Origin of the sequence: Nostoc sp. DedQUE04, from assembly GCF_034530995.1 — a bacterium.
In the GTDB taxonomy this organism is placed as follows: Bacteria; Cyanobacteriota; Cyanobacteriia; order Cyanobacteriales; family Nostocaceae; genus Nostoc.
In genome coordinates this window covers 1-24259 of sequence record NZ_JAVRCA010000097.1, presented here as the reverse complement: position 1 = coordinate 24259, position 24259 = coordinate 1, and the positions used below count along the sequence as shown (strand labels likewise).

Annotated in this window: 25 protein-coding genes; 12 read left to right on the top strand and 13 right to left on the bottom strand. The window is 42.6% G+C overall.

Annotated features, from left to right (window positions below; translation table 11 throughout):
• Window positions 1–218 precede the first annotated feature (218 nt).
• The 3 genes from RM049_RS36690 to grxD all read left to right on the top strand — a co-directional run bounded on the left by RM049_RS36690 (window position 219) and on the right by grxD (window position 1723).
• Window positions 219–827, top strand: coding sequence for a hypothetical protein (locus tag RM049_RS36690; protein ID WP_194042006.1), 609 nt, complete (start codon window positions 219–221; stop codon window positions 825–827).
• 227 nt (window positions 828–1054) lie between these two features.
• The gene (locus tag RM049_RS36685; RefSeq protein WP_094349510.1) at window positions 1055–1312 is read left to right on the top strand and encodes a BolA family protein; all 258 of its coding nucleotides are present in this window, start codon (window positions 1055–1057) and stop codon (window positions 1310–1312) included.
• Window positions 1313–1399: 87 nt separating this feature from the next.
• Entirely contained in the window at window positions 1400–1723 is a 324-nt protein-coding gene (gene grxD, locus RM049_RS36680; RefSeq protein ID WP_322707719.1) for a Grx4 family monothiol glutaredoxin, read from the top strand.
• A gap of 345 nt (window positions 1724–2068) precedes the next feature.
• On the opposite strand, the gene RM049_RS36675 is transcribed toward grxD, so the two are convergent.
• Window positions 2069–2317: a DUF6761 family protein gene (locus tag RM049_RS36675; RefSeq protein WP_099102685.1), complete on the bottom strand. Its 249-nt coding sequence runs from the start codon at window positions 2315–2317 to the stop codon at window positions 2069–2071.
• A gap of 581 nt (window positions 2318–2898) precedes the next feature.
• On the opposite strand from RM049_RS36675, the gene RM049_RS36670 reads away from it, so the two are divergent.
• The gene (locus RM049_RS36670) at window positions 2899–3672 is read left to right on the top strand and encodes a response regulator transcription factor (RefSeq protein ID WP_094349507.1); all 774 of its coding nucleotides are present in this window, start codon (window positions 2899–2901) and stop codon (window positions 3670–3672) included.
• Window positions 3673–3830: 158 nt separating this feature from the next.
• Here RM049_RS36670 and RM049_RS36665 read toward each other — a convergent pair whose 3' ends face one another.
• The 4 genes from RM049_RS36665 to RM049_RS36650 all read right to left on the bottom strand — a co-directional run bounded on the left by RM049_RS36665 (window position 3831) and on the right by RM049_RS36650 (window position 6325).
• Entirely contained in the window at window positions 3831–4604 is a 774-nt protein-coding gene (locus tag RM049_RS36665; protein ID WP_322707718.1) for an ABC transporter ATP-binding protein, read from the bottom strand.
• Window positions 4605–4631: 27 nt separating this feature from the next.
• Entirely contained in the window at window positions 4632–5198 is a 567-nt protein-coding gene (locus RM049_RS36660) for a hypothetical protein (protein WP_322707717.1), read from the bottom strand.
• Between the two features lie 117 nt (window positions 5199–5315).
• The gene (locus RM049_RS36655) at window positions 5316–5777 is read right to left on the bottom strand and encodes a DUF4079 domain-containing protein (RefSeq protein WP_322707716.1); all 462 of its coding nucleotides are present in this window, start codon (window positions 5775–5777) and stop codon (window positions 5316–5318) included.
• 152 nt (window positions 5778–5929) lie between these two features.
• Entirely contained in the window at window positions 5930–6325 is a 396-nt protein-coding gene (locus RM049_RS36650) for a DUF1830 domain-containing protein (protein ID WP_322707715.1), read from the bottom strand.
• A gap of 589 nt (window positions 6326–6914) precedes the next feature.
• On the opposite strand from RM049_RS36650, the gene RM049_RS36645 reads away from it, so the two are divergent.
• The 3 genes from RM049_RS36645 (at window position 6915) to RM049_RS36635 (ending at window position 10627) form a co-directional block, all read left to right on the top strand.
• Window positions 6915–8507 (top strand): photosystem II high light acclimation radical SAM protein, encoded by a 1593-nt coding sequence (locus RM049_RS36645; protein WP_322707721.1) that lies wholly within the window; start codon window positions 6915–6917, stop codon window positions 8505–8507.
• A gap of 87 nt (window positions 8508–8594) precedes the next feature.
• Window positions 8595–9992, top strand: a complete 1398-nt coding sequence (locus tag RM049_RS36640) for a DICT sensory domain-containing protein (RefSeq protein WP_322707714.1) — start codon at window positions 8595–8597, stop codon at window positions 9990–9992.
• Window positions 9989–10627, top strand: a complete 639-nt coding sequence (locus RM049_RS36635; RefSeq protein WP_322707713.1) for a pentapeptide repeat-containing protein — start codon at window positions 9989–9991, stop codon at window positions 10625–10627. The genes RM049_RS36640 and RM049_RS36635 overlap by 4 nt, the downstream gene beginning before the upstream one ends.
• Before the next feature lie 63 nt (window positions 10628–10690).
• On the opposite strand, the gene RM049_RS36630 is transcribed toward RM049_RS36635, so the two are convergent.
• The 6 genes from RM049_RS36630 to clpS form a co-directional block, all read right to left on the bottom strand.
• Complete coding sequence (locus RM049_RS36630; RefSeq protein WP_322675001.1) at window positions 10691–11095, bottom strand: type II toxin-antitoxin system VapC family toxin; 405 nt, start codon at window positions 11093–11095, stop codon at window positions 10691–10693.
• Between the two features lie 9 nt (window positions 11096–11104).
• Window positions 11105–11344, bottom strand: coding sequence for an antitoxin (locus RM049_RS36625; RefSeq protein ID WP_298911707.1), 240 nt, complete (start codon window positions 11342–11344; stop codon window positions 11105–11107).
• Window positions 11345–11508: 164 nt separating this feature from the next.
• A complete protein-coding gene (locus tag RM049_RS36620; RefSeq protein ID WP_322675002.1) occupies window positions 11509–11700 on the bottom strand; it encodes a DUF2281 domain-containing protein in 192 nt (63 codons plus the stop codon).
• Window positions 11701–11848: 148 nt separating this feature from the next.
• Window positions 11849–12781: a S1 RNA-binding domain-containing protein gene (locus tag RM049_RS36615; protein WP_322707712.1), complete on the bottom strand. Its 933-nt coding sequence runs from the start codon at window positions 12779–12781 to the stop codon at window positions 11849–11851.
• A 171-nt stretch (window positions 12782–12952) separates the two neighbouring features.
• Window positions 12953–13777, bottom strand: coding sequence for a type II CAAX endopeptidase family protein (locus RM049_RS36610; RefSeq protein WP_322707711.1), 825 nt, complete (start codon window positions 13775–13777; stop codon window positions 12953–12955).
• A 71-nt stretch (window positions 13778–13848) separates the two neighbouring features.
• Window positions 13849–14130 (bottom strand): ATP-dependent Clp protease adapter ClpS, encoded by a 282-nt coding sequence (gene clpS, locus RM049_RS36605; RefSeq protein ID WP_012410249.1) that lies wholly within the window; start codon window positions 14128–14130, stop codon window positions 13849–13851.
• A gap of 294 nt (window positions 14131–14424) precedes the next feature.
• Between clpS and RM049_RS36600 the strand changes: the two genes are divergently transcribed.
• A complete protein-coding gene (locus RM049_RS36600) occupies window positions 14425–14790 on the top strand; it encodes a hypothetical protein (protein WP_322707720.1) in 366 nt (121 codons plus the stop codon).
• A 649-nt stretch (window positions 14791–15439) separates the two neighbouring features.
• Here the strand turns inward: RM049_RS36600 and RM049_RS36595 are convergent.
• Window positions 15440–15640 (bottom strand): hypothetical protein, encoded by a 201-nt coding sequence (locus tag RM049_RS36595; RefSeq protein ID WP_094349495.1) that lies wholly within the window; start codon window positions 15638–15640, stop codon window positions 15440–15442.
• A 471-nt stretch (window positions 15641–16111) separates the two neighbouring features.
• Between RM049_RS36595 and RM049_RS36590 the strand changes: the two genes are divergently transcribed.
• From RM049_RS36590 to RM049_RS36575, 4 genes are all read left to right on the top strand, one after another.
• Window positions 16112–16441 carry an STAS domain-containing protein gene (locus tag RM049_RS36590; RefSeq protein WP_322675006.1) on the top strand — a complete coding sequence of 110 codons (330 nt, stop codon included), beginning with the start codon at window positions 16112–16114 and terminating at the stop codon, window positions 16439–16441.
• Window positions 16442–16593: 152 nt separating this feature from the next.
• Window positions 16594–19320 (top strand): TIGR03936 family radical SAM-associated protein, encoded by a 2727-nt coding sequence (locus RM049_RS36585; protein ID WP_322707710.1) that lies wholly within the window; start codon window positions 16594–16596, stop codon window positions 19318–19320.
• Window positions 19321–20257: 937 nt separating this feature from the next.
• Window positions 20258–22396: an Rne/Rng family ribonuclease gene (locus RM049_RS36580; protein ID WP_322683626.1), complete on the top strand. Its 2139-nt coding sequence runs from the start codon at window positions 20258–20260 to the stop codon at window positions 22394–22396.
• Window positions 22397–22405: 9 nt separating this feature from the next.
• On the top strand, window positions 22406–23062 hold the full coding sequence (locus RM049_RS36575; protein ID WP_322707709.1) for a ribonuclease HII: 657 nt from the start codon (window positions 22406–22408) through the stop codon (window positions 23060–23062).
• Window positions 23063–23343: 281 nt separating this feature from the next.
• Here RM049_RS36575 and RM049_RS36570 read toward each other — a convergent pair whose 3' ends face one another.
• Window positions 23344–23931 (bottom strand): DUF1997 domain-containing protein, encoded by a 588-nt coding sequence (locus RM049_RS36570; protein WP_322663547.1) that lies wholly within the window; start codon window positions 23929–23931, stop codon window positions 23344–23346.
• Between the last annotated feature and the right edge of the window lie 328 nt (window positions 23932–24259).

Genomic DNA, 24259 nt, shown 5'->3' with positions numbered 1-24259 from the left:
CAACTCAAGCCAAAAAATAGATTACTACAATCTGGCATTAGTGGGATAGGTTCATAAGTTAGTTGGTATACAGGGGTAATGGGAACTCTATTAAACTGATTTTTAGTCTAAATCAGAGATACTTAGGAAGTAACTTTGCTTTGTCCAAGACCAAAACAGAGTTAAGATACCCGAAGTTTCCCTAACTCTTTTATATAGTTGTTGCACTAATTGATCCCATGAACACTGCTGTCGCTGTTACCTTGATGCACCGTACTGTTTTATCAGTTATAGCAGTCCTCAGCCTGCTATCACCTGTGAATGCTCAGGTATCACAGTCACCAGGCACTACCAGCCAACCACAACCCATTGACCCCAACGATCCTAATAACCTCCGCCCCATAACCCAAAGTAACAGCCTTTTGAGCATTGCAGGTGGCGATCGCTTAGTAAAAGATGCAGAACAAGCCGTTTCTGCTCAAAACTACACCTTAGCTGCCAAGAAACTGCAAGAAGCACGTCAAGTTTATAATCAGCTATCTAATTTTTATCAAGAGTTAAATTCTAGCTTTTCGGGAATTGACAACAGAGTTTCTGATTCTCAGCGTCAAAAAGCTCTATTAACAGCCCAAAAGCGAGATGAAGCCACCTTTCAGCTAGCATTGGTACATCGGGCACAAAATCAGCCAGAATTAGCTGTACCATTGTTAGTTCAAATAATTAAGAGTCAGAACCCGACGCGGGATTTAGGCAAGAAAGCTTATAAACAGTTGTTTGAGTTGGGTTTTGTTGATTCTCCCTATCCCAGAGAAGGTGGTAATTCATCCTCTTCATCCCCCAAAAAATAAATAAAATTTTTGTTGCCTGTTTTTCCCTACCCACATTTCCCTAACCAGTCGCTTGGGAACGCCCCAGTGCTAGGATAGAGCTATCCGCCATAACCAAGACCTGAGCGTTCTCAAGCAATACACCTCAGAGGCCCCTTTATCTATAGCCTTGCCAAAGCCTGAAGTTGGCACAGGCATTTGCTCTATATCTGTTAATAATAGAAAAGTAAGTTTTTTCAGGAATTGCGATGATTAGTCCGCAACAGGTTGAGGAAATGATCAAGGCGGGACTGCCAGACGCACAGGTTCAGGTGCAAGACTTGACTGGTGGCGGCGACCACTATCAGGTGACAGTAGTTTCATCGCACTTTGCAGGTAAAGGACTAGTGCAACAGCACCAGTTAGTTTATGGTGCGTTGGGTCAAGCTATGTCAACTGAAGCGATTCATGCCTTGGCGGTGAAAACATACACTCCCGAAGCTTGGCAAGCAACAGCAGCTTCGTAAATAAGAGTCAGAAGTTAGGAGTTATGAATTTTGACTCCTTACTTCTCACTCCTCACTGTTGAATCCAACATAGGAAACATAAATACCATGACACCAGAACTCAAAGACAAAATTGATAGCTTGCTACAAGAAAACAAGATTTTAGTTTTCATCAAGGGAAACAAGTTAATGCCCCAATGTGGTTTCTCCAACAACGTTGTGCAGATCCTCAATACCTTGGGAGTTCCCTTTGAGACGGTTGATGTTCTATCAGACCCTGAAATTCGTCAAGGTATCAAAGAATACTCTAGTTGGCCCACAATTCCCCAAGTATATATCAATGGTGAATTCCTTGGCGGTTCTGATATCTTGATTGAACTGTACCAGAAAGGTGAATTGCAGGAAAAGGTAGAAGTAGCATTAGCTTCTTAAGCTCTCTTTACCCAAACTAAAGGGTATGTTGCTGAATTTGCCCTTTGCAATCAAGGCAATGTGCCGTTTTTAATATCCTTGAAAGGAGAGATACTATTTCTTTCCCCTTTCAAGGTTTTTTTAATCGGTTTCTGACAAAAATACTCTTTGTTGGACTTGATTTTATTGCTAGACAACAATCCCCTCACTCTGATTGGCAAAACCAATATAGGGCTGAGGGGATGCGTTTAATCAATACAATATCTCCAAAATTTCACACCACGAAATCCGTTGACCAATACAGATAATATGCTATAATTATCTGCGGTAATTAACGGTTACTAGCAATGACCAGATAAATGGTAGTTAGTAGTAATCGGGTTGTGGCTGTGGTTGCGGCACTGCAAAGTTTGATCCATCGTACAAGAAGCGGCTGGCCTCCTCTTCTAGGCGATGAATCAGAAAAGGTTCAATGACGTTGCTATGTCGCAGTGCGGCTAGATATCCATCCAAATACATCCGCATGTCATCCGTGCGATAACCGCGATTCCATAACTCGATGAAGGCATCGGTGAGTCTTTGGTAATAGCGGATGGTTTGTGTGTCTTGGAGCATAACTGCTGTATTAATCTCTTTGGAATGAGAATTGTAAATGATTCACGCTAAAAAGTGAAGTGTAATTTCACTTTGGCATAAACTCAAAGTCAACACATCTACTTTGGGTATTACCCTTATAGCAGCTACAAGCTACTTTAATCCTATTCCAGAAAACATCGATTCTAGTTAACTGCTTAAGTTATTTTTTTGATTTTCACAATCACAGCCCAATTGTATTGATGTTATATTCCTGGATGGGAGTACTAAGTTTTTGCGGAAAAAACCACTTTTACCATCAAGTTGAAAAGCTGTTATTGTTGTTAGCTGGTTGGGTTATACATATTTGCCACATTACGCCCATATAAAAGCAAAATGTTAAGTTAAAAGAACTTTTCATAAGTCTAACAATACTTTCGAGAAATTTAATAAAAATTTAATAATATTTCTCATCCCCTATTGGCAAGGCATAAATTAAATATATTGCCACTAATTTTATTAGGAAATGTAAAGTTAATGGCAATTGAAGTAACAAAGGCTACAAAACCTTAGAGATGGGCTTGTTACTTTGAAAGTCATCGACGCTAAGGGGTCTTGCCACCGTGGGTTCGGTTTGTATAGAAATCATTGAGGGGAATCCCCATCTGAGGTCGTTGTTGGGTTGGCACTTGCAACAACTGGAATACCGCGTGCATCAAGCTGCCAGTATTTATCAAGCAAGGGAAGTATTTTTAAGCCATCAACCAACACTGGTAGTTTTAGATGCAGACCTGCCTGATGGTGATGGCATTGAGTTTTGTCGTTGGTTGCATCGTCAGCAGCAGCCTCTAATCTTAATGCTATCTGCCCGTAATAGTGAAGCTGATATAGTCGCAGGTTTAAAGGCGGGTGCAGATGATTACTTGAGCAAACCTTTTGGGATGCAAGAGTTTTTGGCACGGGTAGAGGCACTGATTCGCCGGAAGCGCACACCTACTGCACCAGCTTATTTGGATTATGGCACTTTGCAAATCGATTTAGTTCAGCGCCGTGTCCGCTTCCAAGGGGAGTTTATTGACTTAACGCCCCAGGAATTTAGTTTGCTGTACGTTTTGGCACAAGCTGGAGGAGTACCTCTAAGTAGATCGGAATTGCTGCGTCGTGCTTGGCCTGACGCTATCGATAACCCTCGTACCATTGATACTCACGTTTTATCGCTGCGGAAAAAGGTTGAACTCGATCCCCGCCAACCCAATTTGATTCAAACTATCCGCAATGTTGGATACCGTTTTAACATGGAAATTTTGAATACGAATATTTCACAGTCACAAACAACAAAGTTAGCTAGAGAGAGATTTAATAATCAACGTTCAACACTTACTAGTAGTCAAGTGTGAATAGGGCATCCCTTCTCTGCGAGACGCTACGCGAACGGCTTCTCTACGAAACGCTACGCGTTAGCGGAGCTTTCGCTTTAGCGATACGCTCAGGGCAAGTGGGCATTGGGATGAGGGGGAGTAAGAAAACGATTCCTGATTCCTGTCTCATCCAAAATTTAAAATCCAAAATCGTCTTGAGATGCTGCTTGAATCAGGTTTTTTCGTAATTCAATCCAGTCTATCTCTGAGGCTCTTTGATTTGCGAATAAATGACCTTGTTGTAGGTGTAATAACCGAGTGCAAAACATCTGGGCTAGTTCCAGTTGATGATTTACCATCAGAATCGTGGTTTGATGAGTTTGACTCAACTGGGTTAAGATTTGCATTAGATGAGAAGCCGTACCAGGATCGAGGGCAGAGGTTGGCTCATCTAATAGTAATATTTTAGGCTGGATGACTAAGGCACGAGCGATCGCTACTAGTTGTCGTTGTCCCGCAGAAAGTTGTACCTCCGTTCGCTCTAACCATTCATTGGGAATGTGCAGTTGTTCTGTCCAATGATTAACTCGTTGTTGAATTGTCTGTTTGGGCAAACCACGCAAAACTAAAGGATAAGCTAAGGCTTGCCCAACTGTCATCCCCAACAGTTTTGATTCTTGCAATACAAGTACAAGCATCTGCCGTAGCTGGATGACGGGAATTTGGCGATATTCTTGATTTTCTAGATAGAGTTTACCATTCGTGGGTTCAATTAGGCGGTTGATGAGGCGTAATAACGAAGTTTTCCCAGCGCCTACTGGGCCTACAATGGCAATGCGATCGCCTTGGGATGCCTCAAAGGAAATATCCTGCAATATGGGGTATCCCTGCTGATTGCCGGGAAGTTGGGTTTTCAGCTTCGTAAACAGATTAACTTGCTCTAGCCTGAGTGTGGCTTTTGCTGTATTCAACGGGACTGAGGATTGCAGAGAAATAACCTAAGTTAATTGTGTACTAGTTAAGGCTGTAGCGATCGCCCAGCCATCGACTAATAGTAGCAGCAGAGTGAATACTAGTAAAATCAGGTACATCCAGGGCTGTGCTAAAGGGCGAACATCTGTGGTGTCAATGCTCGTCTTTGCTTGGACAATTTGCACCAAACGGGCAAATCCAGCTACACGCATCGGTAGTAAATAAGCTTTCCCATCCTGGCTGAGAAAGTAATAAACTAGCCCTCCTTGACCAGTGCTGCGGGGTTTTAACTCTTTGACTTGTGACCAAGCTAAAGACCAGCCTTTACGAAAAAAGCTTGGCACCCAGGCGGGGTAAGTAACCTGAATTCCTTCGTCATCTACCATTACTTGTTCAGTTAATACCGCGTACAAGGCAACAAAACCGATGCCAATCCCTATCCACAATAATTCTGGAGGTACGGGTGCAGCTGTTACCTGCGATAAAAAAGGTAATGGGACTGTGAGTGCTATGTATAGACTCAGCAACGTTATCCGAATCAAAGGAGACAGACGAAAAATAGAAGCTGAGATATTGGCTGAGTTTGCTGTCACGGCTCAATTACAATGCTTTTCTTCATTGTAGGGTAGGTCTATGTCTTAGCTGGAGTGTTGCAAATAAGGTATGCCACTTTAATAATTCGTAATTCGTAATTCGTAATTCGTAATTTTTTAGGGTAAATACTTTTGTACTACAATCCAACCAGTCAGGGATACCCAGGCAAATCCTATAAATAGAATAATATTTACGCTGATGTGTAACGGTCTAGCCCAAGGTCGTCTAACACTAATTTGGGTGGCACTGAAAGCAGACAGTAAAACTAATGCTACGACTATTAACCCAGCAACCAAATGTGACGAGTGTCCTAGTGAGCCAAAGTGCCCTAAAGTGCCAACAATGCCGATCGCTAGCAGTAGTAGCACTAAAGTTACCATGCTGATGCCCATTGTATAGTGGAGCGATCGCATCCCTTTATTACCGCCCATAAATGGCGTGATAAAAGGAAATTGCTGCGAAGTTCTCGCCCGAAACATCCAAACGCCGGTAATTGCTAACATTAGATATGCCAGCAGGGACAACCCCATAGACCAGGCGGCTATTTTCCACAACCAAAGAAATGAAGGCAGATTCATAAGAATGATTGTAAATGAGATGAGGGCAACAAGAGAGACAAGTAGAATAACCAATGCCCCATGCCCCATGCCCTATGCCCAATTCCCAATAAATAATAAACAAAAAGGGCTGCTAAATTAGCAACCCTTAAATTTAGATAAAATTGTTTTTTTTAATCAACCGAGGCTAAACCAACGATTTGTAAGGGTTTTGTACTATCTCCGATTTTTGTATTAATTTGCTGCACCATTAATTTGGTATTAATAGGGTCTTCTCCATCTGATGAGTCTGTATCAAACTCACTAGTACTGGGTTCTTCGAGCATCAGGCGATCGCACGGAATCTTATCGGATAAAATTGCACTTGCCATCATCCCTGTATGAATCTCCACTTGAGCTTTTCGTGGAGCTTCAAACACTAAACGTTGTCCGGGGAAAACAACCCTTTCAAAATACCAGTTGGGAATATTGGAGATGCGAGCTACCTGTATTTTGCTCGTGGCATTGATGTAGCAGCAGAGAATTTTTCCTGATTGCTCAGGTGGTAGAGGATCTAATATTTGAGCCATAACTGCTGAGGAGCTTTACGCCACAATTTTACATTACACTAGCCAAGCCTAGCACCCACTGATCCCCAGTTGTTGTAACTGCGAATACCAACTGAGTCTTTGTAGATTATTTCTGTCTAAAGATATATTTTCAGTTATAAAAATTTTGTAATTATTCACACCTTTTTCGGAATTATATACTATAAATAAAAGTTTTTGAGATTTTTTGCTGGTATAAAAGCTTCAATTCTCTTAAAGCAGATTGTTAGGGAATTGACATAACAACGATCCCCTTGCTTTTAGCATAGCGAGGAAGTGAGTTTTGCTGCTTCATCTATCCCAGGATTAATCGGCTGGGATCATCGCTTAATGAATAAACTCAATGTTATGGTAAAGCTATATGAAAAAATGTCTTCATAAAGCTCTCTATAGATTCCATGTATGTTTTATGCACAGCAATTTTAGCGTTTTCCGCACTTGTTAACGGCAGGTGAGCGAATATCAATAATCGGCTGAAATGTCAAGCATGATTGTGATAAATAAAACCAAATAAAACAAGCACACACTTTAAAACTGAATGTTTCTCTCGCTTTCTCCACAGATTGGCAAGATGGAAGTTAAAACACAGATGATGGAAAATCGAATTCTTTACGTTCGCCTTCCTTGTAACCCCATCTTTCCTATTGGGGTTGTCTACCTGAGCGATCATGTCCACAAGCAGTTTCCTAATATTGAACAGCGCATCTTTGATTTGGGAACAGTACCACCTTTAGATTACAGTTCGGCCCTGGATCGCTGTATTGATGAATTTAAACCAACAGTACTAGTATTCTCTTGGCGGGATATTCAAATTTATGCCCCAGTTGGCGGACGTGGTGGCAACCCACTGCAAAACGCTTTTGAATTTTACTACGCCAAGAATCCTCTATTGAAACTACGCGGCGGATTGGGCGGTTTGCGAATCTTCATCGCTTACTATGTAGAGTTGTGGCAAAACCAGGGCTTAATCAAACGCGGTTTAAAACGTGCCCAAAAATATAATTCTGATGCTCGTGTAGTTGTCGGTGGTGGTGCAGTCAGCGTATTTTACGAACAATTGGGTAAAAGCTTACCCCAAGGGACAATTATTTCTGTGGGTGAAGGCGAAACCCTGCTGGAAAAACTTTTAAGTCGCAGAGATTTTCGCGATGAACGTTGTTACGTTGCCGGAGAAACTCAACCACGTCAACGGCTAATTCACGAACAACCCACCCCAATAGAAAAGACAGCTTGTAACTACGATTATATCGAAAGCATCTGGCCAGAATTTAACTATTACCTGCAAGATCGAGACTTTTATATAGGTGTACAAACTAAGCGTGGTTGTCCTCACAACTGTTGTTATTGCGTCTACACTGTCGTTGAAGGCAAACAAGTACGCATCAACCCAGCAGATGAAGTAGTTGCTGAGATGCGCCAATTATACGATCGCGGCATTCGCAACTTCTGGTTTACCGATGCCCAATTCATCCCCGCGAAAAAATTTATCGCCGATGCTGTAGAACTCTTGCAAAAAATCGTCGATTCTGGTATGACAGATATCCACTGGGCAGCATATATCAGAGCCGACAATTTGACACCCGAATTGTGTGAGTTGATGGCGAAAACGGGGATGAACTACTTTGAAATCGGGATTACCAGTGGTTCTCAAGAACTTGTGCGGAAAATGCGGATGGGGTATAACTTGCGAACCGTCTTGCAAAACTGCCGCGACTTGAAAGCAGCTGGTTTTAATGATTTGGTTTCCGTCAACTACTCCTTTAATGTGATTGACGAACGTCCCGAAACCATCCGCCAAACCATCGCTTACCACCGCGAACTAGAACGGATTTTTGGTGCAGATAAAGTTGAACCTGCCATTTTCTTTATTGGACTACAACCCCATACCCATTTAGAAGAATACGCTTTCAAAGAAGGCATCCTCAAACCAGGGTACGATCCAATGAGTTTGATGCCGTGGACAGCCAAAAAACTTCTCTGGAATCCCGAACCCCTTGGTTCATTCTTCGGCGAAGTCTGCTTGCAAGCTTGGCAACAAAACCCCAACGACTTCGGGCGCGAAGTCATGAAAATCTTAGAAGAAAAGCTGGGTTGTGCTGACTTAGAAGCAGCACTGACAGCACCATTAGAGACAAAAGAAAAACAGTTAGCAGGTGTATCCTAGAAAACACTAAAATGTGAAGAAATTCAAAATTCTGAATTTCTCCCTCTATCTTCCTCAGTGCCTCTGCGGTTATTTTTATCAAATCCCATGTTAGAAGGTTCAATCCTACAACAGCTCGAAGCAGCTCATCGCCATACCACCAGGCCAATTCGATTCGGTGTTTACTACAAAAATACCCTAGTTGCCCTGTGCCACGCTCTAGAAGACCATATTTTAACCGACGACGGTACACCCTTAGTCATCACAGCCTTTCAACAGGGAAAATGGTATCTACAAGAAGCTGATCGATATGCAGACATCGCCCAGTGCAGCTGCCAAATTGCGATTATGGCTGCTGCTGAATCTGGCTTTGGAGAGCATCCCACCAGCGAGTTATCCAACGTAGACTTAGTGGCATTAGATTCAGGCGATCCAGTGGCGCAGGAGTGGCACTTAATCATTTTATCGCCTAAATACACAGCAATGGTAATTTGTCAAGAATTATCTGAGGCTGATTATGGCAGCGCTGGAGTACCGACATCAGACTTAGAGCGCAAATTCTATGGCTTGTGGACATTTGAGCCAGAGTTAGTGCAAGAAACAGCAGAAATAGCGATCGCTCACATCAAAAAATACAACCCAGAATTGGCAGAAAAACTTACAGGCGATAAACAGCAAATTGTACCGTCAATGGACAGATCCCAAAATTTAGGTGCAGTTGTCTCCCGTGTAGTAGATTACCTCCAGACTGGGCAAGATAATTTATCCATCCCTACAGCACTTCAGAAACAAACCTTGGATCGCAACTTGGTTTCTAACGAAATTCAAGCCTTTTTGCGAATGGCGCAACTGATGGATATGGCAGATGTCAACAATCCAATGGCAGCTGCGGAAATAGTAGTTCTTGCTGAAGCGATCGCCCAGCTTTTGGATCTTCCCGCATGGCAAATTAAAAGATTGCGACTGGCGGCTTTGTTGCATCGCATAGATCCATTACAGAAAGCAGAAAGCGTTCTCACAGACAGTATCTCCACCCGCTACCAAGAAGATGCCCCCAGTTGTCCCTTAACTTGTCCCTTAGTACCGGGGGCGCAAGTATTGCGAACCATGCCACGGCTGCGAGCAGTTGCCCAAATTATTACTCACCAAAGCGAGTGGTGGAATGGCACAGGGGAACCGGCAGGTTTAGCTGGAGATGAAATTCCCTTAGAATCGAGAATTTTGGCATTATTGGCAGATTTTCAGTGGCGAGTCAATGAGCGAAAATCGTCAAATCAAAGCCGGGAACAGATATTTACTCAAGCTTTAGATGAGTGCAGACAGCAACAATCTACCCGCTTTGACCCTAAACTTGTAGATACCCTAACTTTATTAGTTATGGGTTTACAACAGGGACTCGACTTACCCTTAATGACACCCAAATTCAGCGCCGGCATCTGGATACTTGATTCCCAATGGGATAGCCACAGCAAGATCAGTGAAGAGATTGGTAGTTACTTTACATGAATATTGAAGCCATTAAATTAGGAAAACTCAAACAACTTCCAGGGGCAAATTTAGAAGACGAGGAACTCTCCCGACTGGATTTAAGCCGGATTAATCTTGCTGGTGCTACCCTTGTCGGCACTAATTTCGCTGGTTCTAAGCTCGAAGGAGGGCATTTGGAGGGGGCAAATTTGATGGGAGCCAACCTCCAAGAAACCGACTTACGGGCGAACCTGATGGGAGCGAACCTGATGCAAGCAGATTTAACAGGCGCTGACTTGCGAGGTAGCAATTTGCGTGGTGCTAACTTGATGGGAGCTAGACTCAGTGATGTGTCATTGGTGGGTGCTTTCTTGAGTGGTGCCAATTTGATGAATGTCAACTTGCAAGGCGTTGATTTGCGCGGTGCTGACTTGCGCGGTACAAACCTGACTGGAGCAAATCTCAAAGGTGCAGACTTGAGTCGTGCCGATTTGCAAGGGGCTTTATTGAGTGAAGCAAACCTGGAAGAAGCTGACTTGCGGGGAGCGAATTTAGCAGGGGCGAATTTGACGGGAGCGAATTTGCTCTGTGCAGAGTTAGAAAGTGCAAATTTGAGCGGCGTTAATTTGAATAAAGCGTGTGTGGTGGGTACAGTTGTGGAGGCTACGTTTTGAATAGGGGTTAATTTATACAAACTGCAATGAATAATAAATACTAAAGCACCCCAATGTATGCCTTCAAAGTAGCCAATTTTCTACGCTTAAACCAGGTACGCGTTCAAATTCGCGGACATTTGCTGTAACAAGCGTTAGGTTAAGGGCTAGAGCATGGGCAGCAATCAGTAAGTCATTAGGGCCGATGGGTCTTCCTGTTTGCTCTAAGTGTGTGCGAATTACTGCATAGTGCTGATCCACGGGAGACGATAGCGACAAAATAGGTAACACTTCAAGAATGCTTTCTAGTTGATGAAGAAGACGGAGAGAGCCACTTTTAGCTGCGCCAAATCGCAGTTCACACACTACAATAATGCTGGTACAAATGCAGCTTTCCTCTACGGCTATAAGCCGCTGAAACACCAAACCTTGAGGATGTCTTACCAAATTTGAAATAATGTTGGTGTCTAGCAGGTATTGATAGGTCATTGGCCAGGATTAAAGCACGATGTCATCGAGTGGCAGTAACCCTTCATCTATGTTAGGAAAGTTTTCTGTAATATCTTCCAAAGTGGCAAGCAGCGAAAGTAGAGAACCGGAAGAAATAGGTTCAATGATTAATCGATTACCTTCTTTGCGTAACAAAACTTCTGTGCTGGATAGAGCAAATTCATCAGGAATGGTTAGGACTTGATGTTGCCCATCCCGTAAGAGGTAAACGTGGCATGAGTTTGGCATCAAGCAATCTCCTTAAAATTATAATTATTTCGCCGCAGTGCGTTGCTTTACAATATCATGTCAATTACTTAAGATTTTACTATCTGTTAGTGCTTGCAGAAAGCATGAGTATCCAATAGTAATCTATTCATTCCATATATTCTTTCATATCTTGAAGCGGCTCATCAAAGTACATTAGGCAATGGCAGAATAAACATTCCTTTCATTGTTCCAGCAACGCGACGCTTGTTTGTCTGCTTTTCTTCGGTAGAGTTTTTAGCGTTCTTCTCTATCAAAAACTCAATGCAATGAAGCACTTCTGTCTGAAGAGACTCAGGGAGTTCTTCTAATTTTTCTAAAATGACTGGGTGTATCATTGTTTTTTCCCCTTGGCAATTTTTATGAAAAACATCACAGCTATATTTGTTTAAATGTCAAATACATTTTAATCCGGTTCGGATAAGCACTTAAACTTAGTATCAGAGGCTTTTAGCAGTCCGTTGCACTAGAATTGTGTTGTGATACCTAACTTCCACAACTCTCTAGAACAACTTGACCGTTTTCAGGATCTATTTTGATGATCTTTGCCTTTAAATGGTCATTAATTTTGAAGAATTGGTTTGGATGGTCAACAGATGGATGGAACATTTTTGAGGTCGGCAACAAAGCATATAAATCTCCAATATCAACAAACACACCATAGTTTTTGATACTCCGTATAATGCCGCTAACAACCTGACCAACCTGCAACTGCCTGAGTCTGACTGAAACAGAGTGATGGAGCAGTACTAAGTAATTATCCTCCTCTCGCACTTTTATAATATTGAGTGGAAGTTCCTCACCTACTACCAATTCTTCTCTCTGCTTATCAACATAAGTACGAATTGAGCTATATAAACCTTCAATTTTCACTAATGCACCCCTCGAAGTCTTTTTAAGAATTTTTCCATATACTGTTACGTCCTCAGTCTGTAATTGCCGTATCCGTTCCCATGCTTTTCGTATCTCTAGTTTGCGAATTGAAAAAGAAACAGTTGGTGGATGCTCTAGAGAACACAAGAACCACTGAATAGTTGCTGAGACTCCGTTTCCATGAACATCACGAATTTTAGTGTGTACAATCAGGTCTTCTCTACTTATGGGATGACCACATTTTTCAGAAGCCAGATACAATGCAGTCTCATACAAGCGATCGCTATCTTTTAGTGTCTCAGGTGAACAATGCGACAAGAAAATACTGTGTTCGCCATCGTAATTTCCTACAACCAGGAATTCTCGGATTTCATTTAGTTGCAGGGCTTCTTCTGGGGACTGAATCTCATTGAGTGATAGCTCTAGTAGTGGAACATAAGCTAGTTGATCGGTATAAAAATCAACTAAAACACCTGTAGGCTCCAGCTTAATGATTTTTCCAGTAATTATATCGCCGAGTTGAAAGCTCTCTAAACTAAAGCTCATAGCATAGTAGGCTTAACATAACCCATTATAGAAACAATTTAGTAAGCGTGTAATCACAACAATAACAGCTAAACTTTAGCTATTGTTCATGTTGTTGCATACTCAGGAAACAGTCGGCATAACAATAGTTTTAGTATTCGTCAAAACGCTACGTAGGCTTTACTACCATTTTTAACTTTTCACTGTTCGCCTTCGTATCCCCAAAGCTAGTACACTCATTAACAACACCCCCATCACTCCTTGCAGGGGATTATTATTCACACCAGTTACCCAATCAGGAACTTGACCAGAATATTTCACTAATTTACCCACATTAATAATGTAGTAGCCCCAAACTAAACCACCATGCAGACCGATTGGAAAACCCAAGCGTCCCCTCCGCCAACGCTTTCCCCATACTTGCGTTAATCCCAGCAGTACTAAAGCTGGAAATTGCGGCAGTGTATGAATAATTGCCTCCAAGGGTTTAATAAAGTGCAATGTAGCAAACGCAGTTGCATCTGTCCACAGTGCCACACGCGGGCTGTAATTTCGTTGTAATTCATCTAGCAACCAGCCTCGGAATAACAATTCCTCAGCAAATCCAACACCTAAGCCAACAAGTAAACCCTCTAAAACAACTTTCAGCAAAAAAACTTTCGGTTGTTGCCACACCAACCAACCCAACAAACTTTCTACCCCAAAAAGTATCAGAATATTAATTATCCCCAGAGCCAAGCCACGCAGTAAATCCACACCGTTTTGCCGCGTGAATTCCAAACCATAATGCCGCAGAATTTGCGACTGCTGGTAGACATATTTGCCCCATAGTTTCAGGAGGAAAATAAATAGTGCATATAACAATACCAATGTCAATATACTTTCTAAGTTTGAATCATCCACTAGTAAGTATATTGGTGTAGCCAATGGCAACCATAGCAACAGTAAAGTCAAAATAAAAGCACCCAGCCTAATAGGGGCAGGGCGTTCAGCTAAACGGACAAGGTTTTTTTTCATACTAAATAAGTCACTAATCAGCAGCCAATACTCTAAATTTCGACTAATGACCAATGACTAATAACTAATGACTATTCATCAGGTTCAATGGTGCTACTTAAACCATGACTTATCAATGTTTCGCAATAAAACTCAGCGTGTTCCAAGGCGCAAGTAATGACTAAAGCTAGCCCGTTAGTATGGGCTTCCATCATGATGCTCACAGCTTGGGGTTGGGTAAGGCTTGGTACAGTGGCGATTAGCGACTGTACAACATGCTCCATAGAGTTGTAGTCGTCGTTATGGAGCAAAACGCGATACCGAGGCGCGAGCTTGCGGGTTGTGGAAGGCTTTTGAATAGTTTCAACTGACACGGCTCTTTGCTCTTTTCTCGTTACTTCACTACAACAAAGTCTCTGTTTTGCGATCGCTCAACAGTTGTTTACCTATTCTATAGTATTTCTGCTCAGATACTATGCTAGGAAAACCCTTTGCTGGCAGGGATTGGTTGATTAATTTTGCGTAGTCACTTGATAAGGCACACGTCTAAGACATGGCTGCCGTAAGAGTGCTACCCTAATCTTACAGAAGCTTTTCTTAAACGTAGCGCATTTTCACTTTTAAAATTAAGAAAGTTGCAAGCAAAACAATCCTTGCCCCTGCCCAAGATGGACATGAGCCTAGATTTTCTTCAAACGGGACAAATTGTGTTTCTAGAGTATGGCGACAGGAACCTGTATGCAGAAGTCATTCAATTTGTAGTTTCCCGCCAGTTGTGCTGGGTGCGTCCTTTATTAATGGTTACTTTCATAGAAGAATCACCCCTAATTACCGATTTGCGAGACTCATCTGACTTACTTTGGCCTGCCAATTTATTTCGCCCAGCATTAGACACAGAAGTAATTACCTTCTTGAGCCAACTTTTAGCCAAAGAACCAAAAACTGAACCTGATTCAGCCGCAAAGCAGCAACTTAATCAGTTTATTCACCAACTTTGGCAAGCATATCAAGAGGGATTGGTGATTGGGGATTAGGATGGGGCATGGGGCATTGGGCATTGGGCATTGGGAATAGACAATATAGAGACTTCTTGAATAATTCTTCCTTGTCTTCCTTGTCCCCTTGTCTTCCCAGTCCCCAGTCTCTAATTATCTGCATCTTCCTCAACTGTAGCGAATACCACCATCTTTCATACATTGAAGACTGTGAAATTCGATTACTACATCCTTCGCACCAGAAATTATTTCGTCCCTTCGTAAGGTGGATAATTGTGGTTAGCAGCGTCGTCAATCGCCTGATGCATCACCTGAAGGATATGATTAGAAGTCAGTTTATCTGGCGAGCCAGTAGCCATATTGATGATATTAACTCCCTTAGCAACGAGTTCATTCCGCTTGTAGACAAATTCAGCAAACAGATTGGGAGGAATTTTTTTAGGCGTTTAGCGAACTGTATAGCGATTTTCGATAGAATGCACAATGTAGAGGTTTTTTAGCACAGTTTACGCCACTTTAAGTATTTAGATAATCAACCCCATAGAAAAATACTAGCCTTTTATCCCCCTGCTAGATTTAATTACGAATTACATTAGAGAGTCCTCGTCTTCTTACAGAGAAGCAAGCTACACATAACTTCTGTCTGCGACACCCTGCGCCAAGGTAGAAAGCGTCATTATGAATTATTTTAAAATCCCAGGCTAGGAACCAACTGGATTCGTCCAGCATCCATCTCTGCCATTAATAATTCTAAGGCTTCGTAATCAACATCAGAAATATAACCCAGTTCCGTCAGTTCTGAATTGATTTCATTCTCTATCTCAGGAGTTAGTTTTTTAATGTCAAGAGCTTTTTCTACCAATTTACGAATAGCGTACTGAGTTCTCATAAATAATAACCCAACTGTAATATGATATTAATCATCCCAGATCGGTCTCAGTATAAAGAGCGATCCAAATACTAACTTAGTAGTGATATATATCACAATTTTATTAGTTAGAGAGATAATTCACTATGACTTTGCCGTATACCATCAGCAACGCTAAAGTTGCAGATTTAACCTAACGTTAAAACTTGGTTAAATTAGCTTTAGTGATAGACTAAGCAAGGTTTCTCAGCATAGTTACTGATAATTTGTCTGCTTTATGGCCGTCTATAGTTGATTCTTTTTGAAGTGACATAAAAAAAAAGTATATATAAACACATTTTAACCTGGAATTATAACAATCTTTAAACAGACATACTAAAGCAATAAAGATTCAGCAAAGAGAGCTAAGACGTATGGTCGATGCAGCAAGATAGAGTTTATGTTCAAATAATCCTTAGCTTGACGCTTCAAAATTCTTAATAGGATGTAACTATGCAGGCAGTGCTTAACTATCCCAAAATTGCAGTTATTCGCCCCCAAGGGTGCTTAAATGCTGCAAACGCCTTGGAATTTGAACGAGATATGGCTACAGCGTTGGCGCAAAATGGTATTTCCACCTTGGTAGTAGACCTCGCAGCAGTAGAATCGTTAGACAGCGCGGGGTTGATGGCATTGTTATCTACACACAAGCTGGCTCTTACTTTAGGAAGAAGTTGCCAACTTAGCGCTGTTGCCCCACAAATTAGAATGATTTTTGAACTGACGCAACTAGATAGGGTATTTGAAATATTAGACGCTGAAGCCAAATTGCTTCAAATATAACTTTATGTAAAAGCACAAAGGTTCGGGCAATAATTAAGTGGACTTTATGTAAAGGAGTTGTAAGTTGCAACGATAAAATCTGTTAGAAGACCTAATTCAATGCTAATGTTGGGTTTAGGTAGCTGTAATTAAGGTAGCTAGAAGATAGCACAGTGGTTGTTGCAGTTGAAAAATTAATAACGTCAGATATTTTAAAACCAGCACGTTACCTGGGTAACGAGCTGTTAGCGGTACACAAACCTTGGGATACGGCAGCAATACGTTGGGTTTTAACCTACCCAGAAGTATATGAAGTCGGTGCATCTAATTTAGGGCACATCATCCTTTATAACATCTTGAATGCCCAACCGCGTCAATTGTGTGATCGCGCCTACCTCCCAGGAAAAGACCTGGCAGCCAAACTACGCGAAACTAACACGCCATTGTTTGCGGTAGAGTCAAAGCGATCGCTAAGAGAATTCGACATTTTAGGCTTTAGCCTCAGTTACGAGCTGGGTGCAACTAATATCCTCGAAATGTTGGATTTGGCTGGAATTCCCTTGACGTGGCGAGAGAGGCAGGGGAGCAGCACTTCTCTACGAGACGCTGCGCGAACGGCTACGCTCAGTGACCGAGGAGCAGAGGGGCAGGGAGGCAGAGAATCTACCGATACCCAGTCATCCTTTCCGTTGATTTTCGCTGGTGGGCAAACAGCGACATCAAATCCTGAGCCTTATGCTGACTTCTTCGACTTTATCGCCCTTGGAGATGGAGAAGAACTGCTGCCAGAAATTGGTTTGATTTTAGAACAAGGCAAACAAGCAGGATTAAGTCGGGAACACCTGTTACTGGATTTGGCACAGATACCAGGCGTATATGTGCCTCAGTTTTACGACATGGCAGAGGATGGCTCAGTTCACCCTCTGCGCCCAGACGTACCAAAACGAATTCTGCGACGGGTTGCAACTCCCATACCAGCATATTCTATTGGTTTGGTTCCCTACGTAGAAACGGTGCATGACCGCTTGAGTATTGAGATTCGGCGTGGTTGCACTCGTGGCTGTCGCTTCTGTCAACCAGGAATGCTGACTCGACCAGCACGGGATGTAGAACCCGATAAGGTTGTAGAAGCAATTGAACAGGGTATGCGGGCAACTGGTTACAATGAGTTTTCCCTCCTATCTTTGAGTTGTTCTGATTATTTGTCCCTACCAGCAGTGGGGATGGAAATCAAAAATCGCTTAAAAAATGAAAACATTTCTCTGACTCTACCAAGCCAACGGGTAGACAGATTTGATGAGAATATTGCCAACATCCTGGGAGGTACGCGCCAAGGTGGACTGACTTTTGCTCCAGAAGCTGGTACTCAGCGGATGCGAGACATTGTGAATAAGGGGTTGACAAATGAAGAATTGTTGCGAGGGGTGAAAACCGCTTGGGAGCAAGGCTGGGATAAAATAAAGTTGTATTTTATGATTGGCTTGCCGGGTGAAACCGATGCTGATGTTTTGGGCATTGCTGAAACGGTAAGCTGGCTACAGCGAGAATGTCGAGGCAAGGGCAGAAAACCTCTAAACTTTAACCTGACGATTTCTAACTTTACGCCCAAGCCCCATACACCATTCCAGTGGCACTCAGTTTCTACCGCTGAATTTAAACGCAAACAAAACCTGTTGCGGCAAGAATTCCGCCGAATCAAGGCAGTGAAGGTAAATTTTACCGATGTCCGCATTTCGGCAATGGAAGATTTTGTGGGACGAGGCGATCGCAATTTGAGCAAAGTAGTCCGCCTTGCGTGGGAATTGGGTGCAGGTATGGATTCCTGGTATGAAAATTTAGATCGAGCTTTTAGCGCTTGGGGATCTGCGATCGCCCAAGCTGATTTAGATTGGAAATACCGCCAAGTAGAAAATGGCGAATGGAATTTATTTCATATAGAGGCGCAAAAAAGCACAGAAGCAGAGGAGAACATCTCACTCAGCACTCCCCACTCTCTCGATATTCCCCTACCTTGGGATCATATTGATACCGGGATTGACAAAAAGTGGCTCCAAGAAGACTTGCAACGCGCTCTAGAAGCTGCAATCGTACCAGACTGCTCTTTTGAAGGTTGTTCTCATTGTGGCGTCTGTGGCACTGATTTTGGGCACAACGTGGTGATTGAATCACCTGTTATCCCAAAATTTGCTGGCGAATTTGTCCCCAACACAACTAAGGCGCAAAGACTGCGAGTTTGGTTTGGCAAACAAGGTAATATGGCTTTAATGAGCCATCTTGATTTAATTCGTCTGTTTGACCGAATTGTGCGGCGATCCGGCTTACCTATTGCTTTTACTGGTGGGTTTCACCCAATGCCACGGATTTCTCTAGCAACCGCTTTGGCTCTAGGGGCTACTAGCAGCGGTGAAATTGCAGATTTTGAGTTAACTGTGCCAGTGGAAGTTGATACTTTCCGCGAAAAGTTGGCTCGTGAAATGCCCACAGACATACCTATATATAATGTGGAGCAAATAGATTTAAAAGCTAGTGCCGCTACCCAACTGCTAGAGTCCGCAGAGTATTTAATTACTGTAGCAGCACTAGCAGAAACAACACCTATACAATGGCAAACCTGGATTGATACAATCAAAGCAAAAGAGGAACTTTGGTACGAGCAAACAACTAAATCAGGCAAGAGCCAGTTAATAAATCTGCGCGATCGCTTATTTGAACTGGAATTAGTAGAAACCCACAATAGCATTGCAGAATGTATGTCATCTGTAATCCGTTATTTAGGTAGCTATCGCCAGGACGGTTTGCTGTTGCGTCCCGAACAAATCCTGTTTATGCTAGAGACAGTGGCTGGTGTAGAATTTCAACTTCTGCACATCCACCGCAATCGGCTAATTTTAGGGGTATAATCCCTGTAGGGCAACTTGCTAGTAGTTGTCCTAAGATGGCAGCTCACAGGAATTGATTTTGAGCAAGGTTGCGTTAGAATAGGGTGAAGAGAAATTTTCTGGCGCTGCATTGAATTAGCTGGTTCACTACCCTGGTATTCAGGGGGCGAAAGCAAAGATATTAGAGTGCAACTTCTAGGATAAAATCCTAGACAAACAAAAAGCAGATTAAAGAATGCACACTCTCTATGTAGCTACCTTGTGAATCAGTAACTAACAGCAGGCTCGGTTAGTTTCTCTAAATTCATCCTTTTTAAACAACTGCTGAATGTCTAATCCACGTAGTGCCCAAGAGCTAGTGCATTACTTTTTTAGAGTTAAAGCAACTGCTGTCGGTTCTGCCTACTTGTAGACGTTCGCGAGACGCGCAAAGCGGTGCTTGTCTTAGTTTAGAGCGGCTCAAAGCAGGGTAGCAACTGTGGCTGCTGAGTATAACCCTAAGATAAATCCAGGGAATGGAAAATAGAAATAGTTTCTTTTTCTTAACGAATTCAGTAGGTTACTCTCAAAGAAAACATCCTGAGTTACAATGCTCACTCAGGATTTAGAACTTCAACTCAGAACTCTCAAGATTTGAGGGTATTGCATCACAAATCAACCACGGACGGTTGATTTAATTGCTTAAACGATATGCAGCAGTTCTGGAATAATCAGCCGTAGAAACGCTCTTAAGAGCGCCAATAGCTATTTAACTTAGAAGCTCAGATTTGCGATTTTTATTATCAGTAGCGCCTTTTGAGGGTTGCGAGGGCAGCGAAAGTATAATATCAAACCGAGAAAACACTGGTAATTAAAACTGACGCGGAGACGCAATTAGTTTTGAATTATTAAGTAATTAACCGGACTTGATACAACAAACCTCAAACCTATAAGTGCTGCCAATTTTTGAGGAAATTGAATGCCGAAACAAATTATCATCGCGGAGCAGCACCAAATTGCTGCGGTTTTTTCTGAAGATCAAATACAGGAACTCGTTGTTGCTACGGGTCATCATCAAATAGGCGATATCTACTTAGGAGTGGTAGAAAACGTATTGCCTGGGATAGATGCGGCTTTTGTTAATATTGGCGACCCAGAGCGCAACGGTTTTATTCATGTTACCGACTTGGGCCCATTGAAGCTCAAGCGTACCGCAGCGGCAATTACAGAACTACTTACACCACAACAGAAAGTTTTGGTGCAAGTAATGAAAGAGCCAACGGGGACAAAAGGGCCCAGGCTCACAGGTAATATCACCTTACCTGGACGCTATGTAGTACTGATGCCTTACGGTCGGGGCGTAAATTTATCCCGACGGATTAAAAGTGAAAGTGAGCGCAACCGCTTACGAGCGCTGGCGATTTTGGTTAAGCCGGCGGGAATGGGTTTGCTTGTGCGTACAGAAGCAGAAGGTAAACCCGAAGAAGCGATTATGGAAGATTTGGAATTGCTGCAAAAGCAATGGGAGGCTATCCAGCAGGAAGCCCATTCCACCCGTGCCCCAGCACTGCTCAACCGAGACGATGACTTTATCCAACGCGTATTGCGGGATATGTACGGCGCGGATGTCAATCGGATTGTGGTAGATTCCAGTACTGGTTTGAAGCGCGTCAAACAGTACTTGCAGAATTGGAGTGGCGGTCAAACACCGCAGGGATTGTTGATTGACCATCATCGCGATCGCTCTCCAATTTTAGAGTACTTCCGCATCACTGCTGCAATTAGAGAAGCCCTGAAACCAAGGGTAGACCTACCTTCTGGCGGTTACATTATCATCGAGCCGACGGAGGCATTAACCGTAATCGATGTTAACTCAGGTTCGTTTACGCGATCGGCAACAGCTAGAGAAACAGTTTTGTGGACAAACTGCGAAGCAGCAACAGAAATTGCTCGTCAGTTGCGTCTGCGAAATATCGCCGGGGTGATCGTCGTTGATTTTATCGATATGGAATCGCGACGCGACCAACTACAAGTTCTCGAACACTTTAATAAAGCACTCAAAGCAGACAAAGCTCGTCCCCAGATTGCCCAACTTACCGAACTGGGTTTAGTAGAATTGACCCGCAAACGTCAGGGTCAAAATATTTATGAATTGTTTGGTGAAACTTGCCCCACCTGTGGCGGTTTAGGGCATACTGTGCGTCTGCCTGGAGAAATCGAAAACCGATTGCCAATACCGGCAGAAACACCAGAGCGCGAACGTTTTGTATCCTTGCCTCACCGAGAACCACGTCAGCCATCTGCCCGTATCCCGGAACCACGAGAAACATACGATGGATTTGGGGAAGGATTTGACGGCGACTCGGAATTGAGCAACCTAAATCTGATCAATCATCCTAGTTATCAAGAACTTAATGATAAGCGCCGTACCCGGACTCGCCGCAGTCGAATTGGTGTCAATGGGTTAAACGGGAAAGATGAAGCTCGGATTGTTCCCAGTCCCCTGACTTTTGTTAACGAGCCAGATTTAGACCTGGATATAGAACCAGAACTAGGAGTTGCGCCAGAAATTCCCTCACCCACCCTTGGTAAACCAGGCTGGAGTGAAAGAGTAGAGCGCACTAAAATTATCAAGGCAGAACCAGTTAAACCAGTGGTCGAACCACCGGAGATTAGAACTGTAGAAATGAGCCTCCAAGAACAGGATATATTTGCCTTGATGGGAATATCTCCCTTAGTGAAGTTAGAGCAAGAGGTTAAAAATACCAAGTCTGTGATTATTAATGTGATTCAGCCCGGTCAAAAACCAACGACCCCAATTGAATCAACCTCAGAATCAACTATTGTCCAAAAAGCAACACCTGAAATAATCACTATTGCCCAAAAGGCAACACCTGAAATAACTGCAAGCAAAATACCGACACCAAAAGTTATTGAGCCAGAACAAAAATCTTTGATCGAAGAGACAACTGAACCATCGGAGTTGAGTGTGAACCCTTCGGGACGCTTGTCTGCAAAAGCTGCCGCGAACGAAATTGCAGATGAAAATGAAACTAATAGTAGCGCCACTGCCAGCCGTCGCCGCCGCCGTCGTTCTTCAGCGATCGAGGATAATTGAATTTAATTTATGGTAGAAACATCGCCAACGCCTTTGGAACAATCCACTTGGCTAGAGTTTTCTACCTTGTCAGATATTCCAGGGTTGGTTGCAGGTGTTGATGAAGTAGGGCGAGGTGCTCTATTTGGTCCTGTCGTGGCGGCAGCAGTGATCTTACCAGATCGCGCTTTGCCAATATTGATGGCAGCTAAAATCAAAGACAGTAAAAAGTTGTCTAGTTCTCGGAGAACTCAGCTAGCGCAGCAAATTTGTGCGCTGGCTATAGATTGGAAAATTGGGTTTGCTTCTACTGCCGAAATTGACAAGATAAATATTTTGCAAGCGACGTTGTTAGCAATGAAGCGGGCTGTGCTGAAGTTAAAGGTACAGCCTGTACTTTGCTTGATTGACGGCAATCAGTCAATCAAAGATTTGCTATTGCCGCAACAAACAATAGTTAAAGGAGACGAGCGATCGCTCGCTATTGCCTCTGCTAGTATTGTCGCTAAGGTTTGGCGTGACGATCTGATAATGCGTTTAGCATTAAAATACCCTATGTACAACCTGGAGTGTAACAAGGGTTATGGTAGCCAGCGGCATTTGCTGGCTTTGCAACAATACGGGCCTTCGCCCCTACATCGTCAGTCTTTTCGTCCTTGCCAAATCAAAATAATTCGTAATTCATAATTCGTAATTCGTAATTTTCGGGTATAATTCCCTTTTCCTGCGGATACGGAATCTACGTTTATAGTTGGCTAAGTTTTCATCGGGGGTCTAAATCCACTTAGGGAACTCCAAATAAAAAAATACTCAACTACTTTTTGTGGGGTGGGCGACACGAGCGCCCCAAGCCTTGGGCGGACAAGATGTCCACCCCACAAGATTGGATAATTTATTTGTTGGAAGTCCCTTGTGTAACTGTTTCTAATTACGAATTACGAATTACGAATTACAAATTAGTTAAATAGTTACTCAGCATTCAGGATTGGTAATTCAGTACTATCACTGTCAAGTCCTCTATCTTTGGTTTGTGATATCACCCAGTAGCGATAATCCGTCAAAAGTTGATTCAATAACCGTTGCTTAACCGACAACAGTACACTTTTGAGCAAACCATTGCCAGTAGCTTCTAAAATCGGCTTAGGAGTAAAGGAAAATGGCGGTGGAAAATCCACCACTACTTCTAAATCAGCTTTTCCTTGCAGGCGAGTGCCAGTGCTAAACTCTTTGGGAGACAAATAGCCTTTTAAATTGAGAGCAAAGCGCTGGTTAATATACTCGAAACCTAAAATTTCACAGTTTAGCGATCGCAAATAAATTATTCCATTTGATTCTGCCCAGACTCTCATGTCTACAGTAGGTTGAATACTCAATGACATAAAAGTCAGTGGACGCATTTTCAAGCGAAATACTTCCTCAGAAAGCTGCTGAATCCGGCTATTGTCAACCAAAGCCTTAACCAGACGTTGAGGCTGACGCAAGTAGTGCTGAATGGGAATAGGCTGCTCTGGAACAGCTATTTCAACCGATTGGGAGGCAGTAAACCGGGTAGCCATGAGCTAATAAAAATATCTGTTTCTTAATTTTAATATTTTTTAACAACTTAGTTTTGATTATTAGAAAAGTACAAAATTTATTGATTATAAAAACGATTGTTGCTTATCAGCTATACGTCACTAGCACAAAGTTGTTACGCTCATTCTATCTTGAGTTCGAGAAATATAAGATTAGCATTTCACTCTTGACACAAAAACAAGAATGTGCTTTTGTTTTGGGTAGAAACCAATATCATTGCTCTTAAATCTTCAGAGGGATTTAGTAAAAAAACTACTATAGCAATCTGATTTGATTTCTGAATTAATCGTAGGGACTAGGGACTGGGGA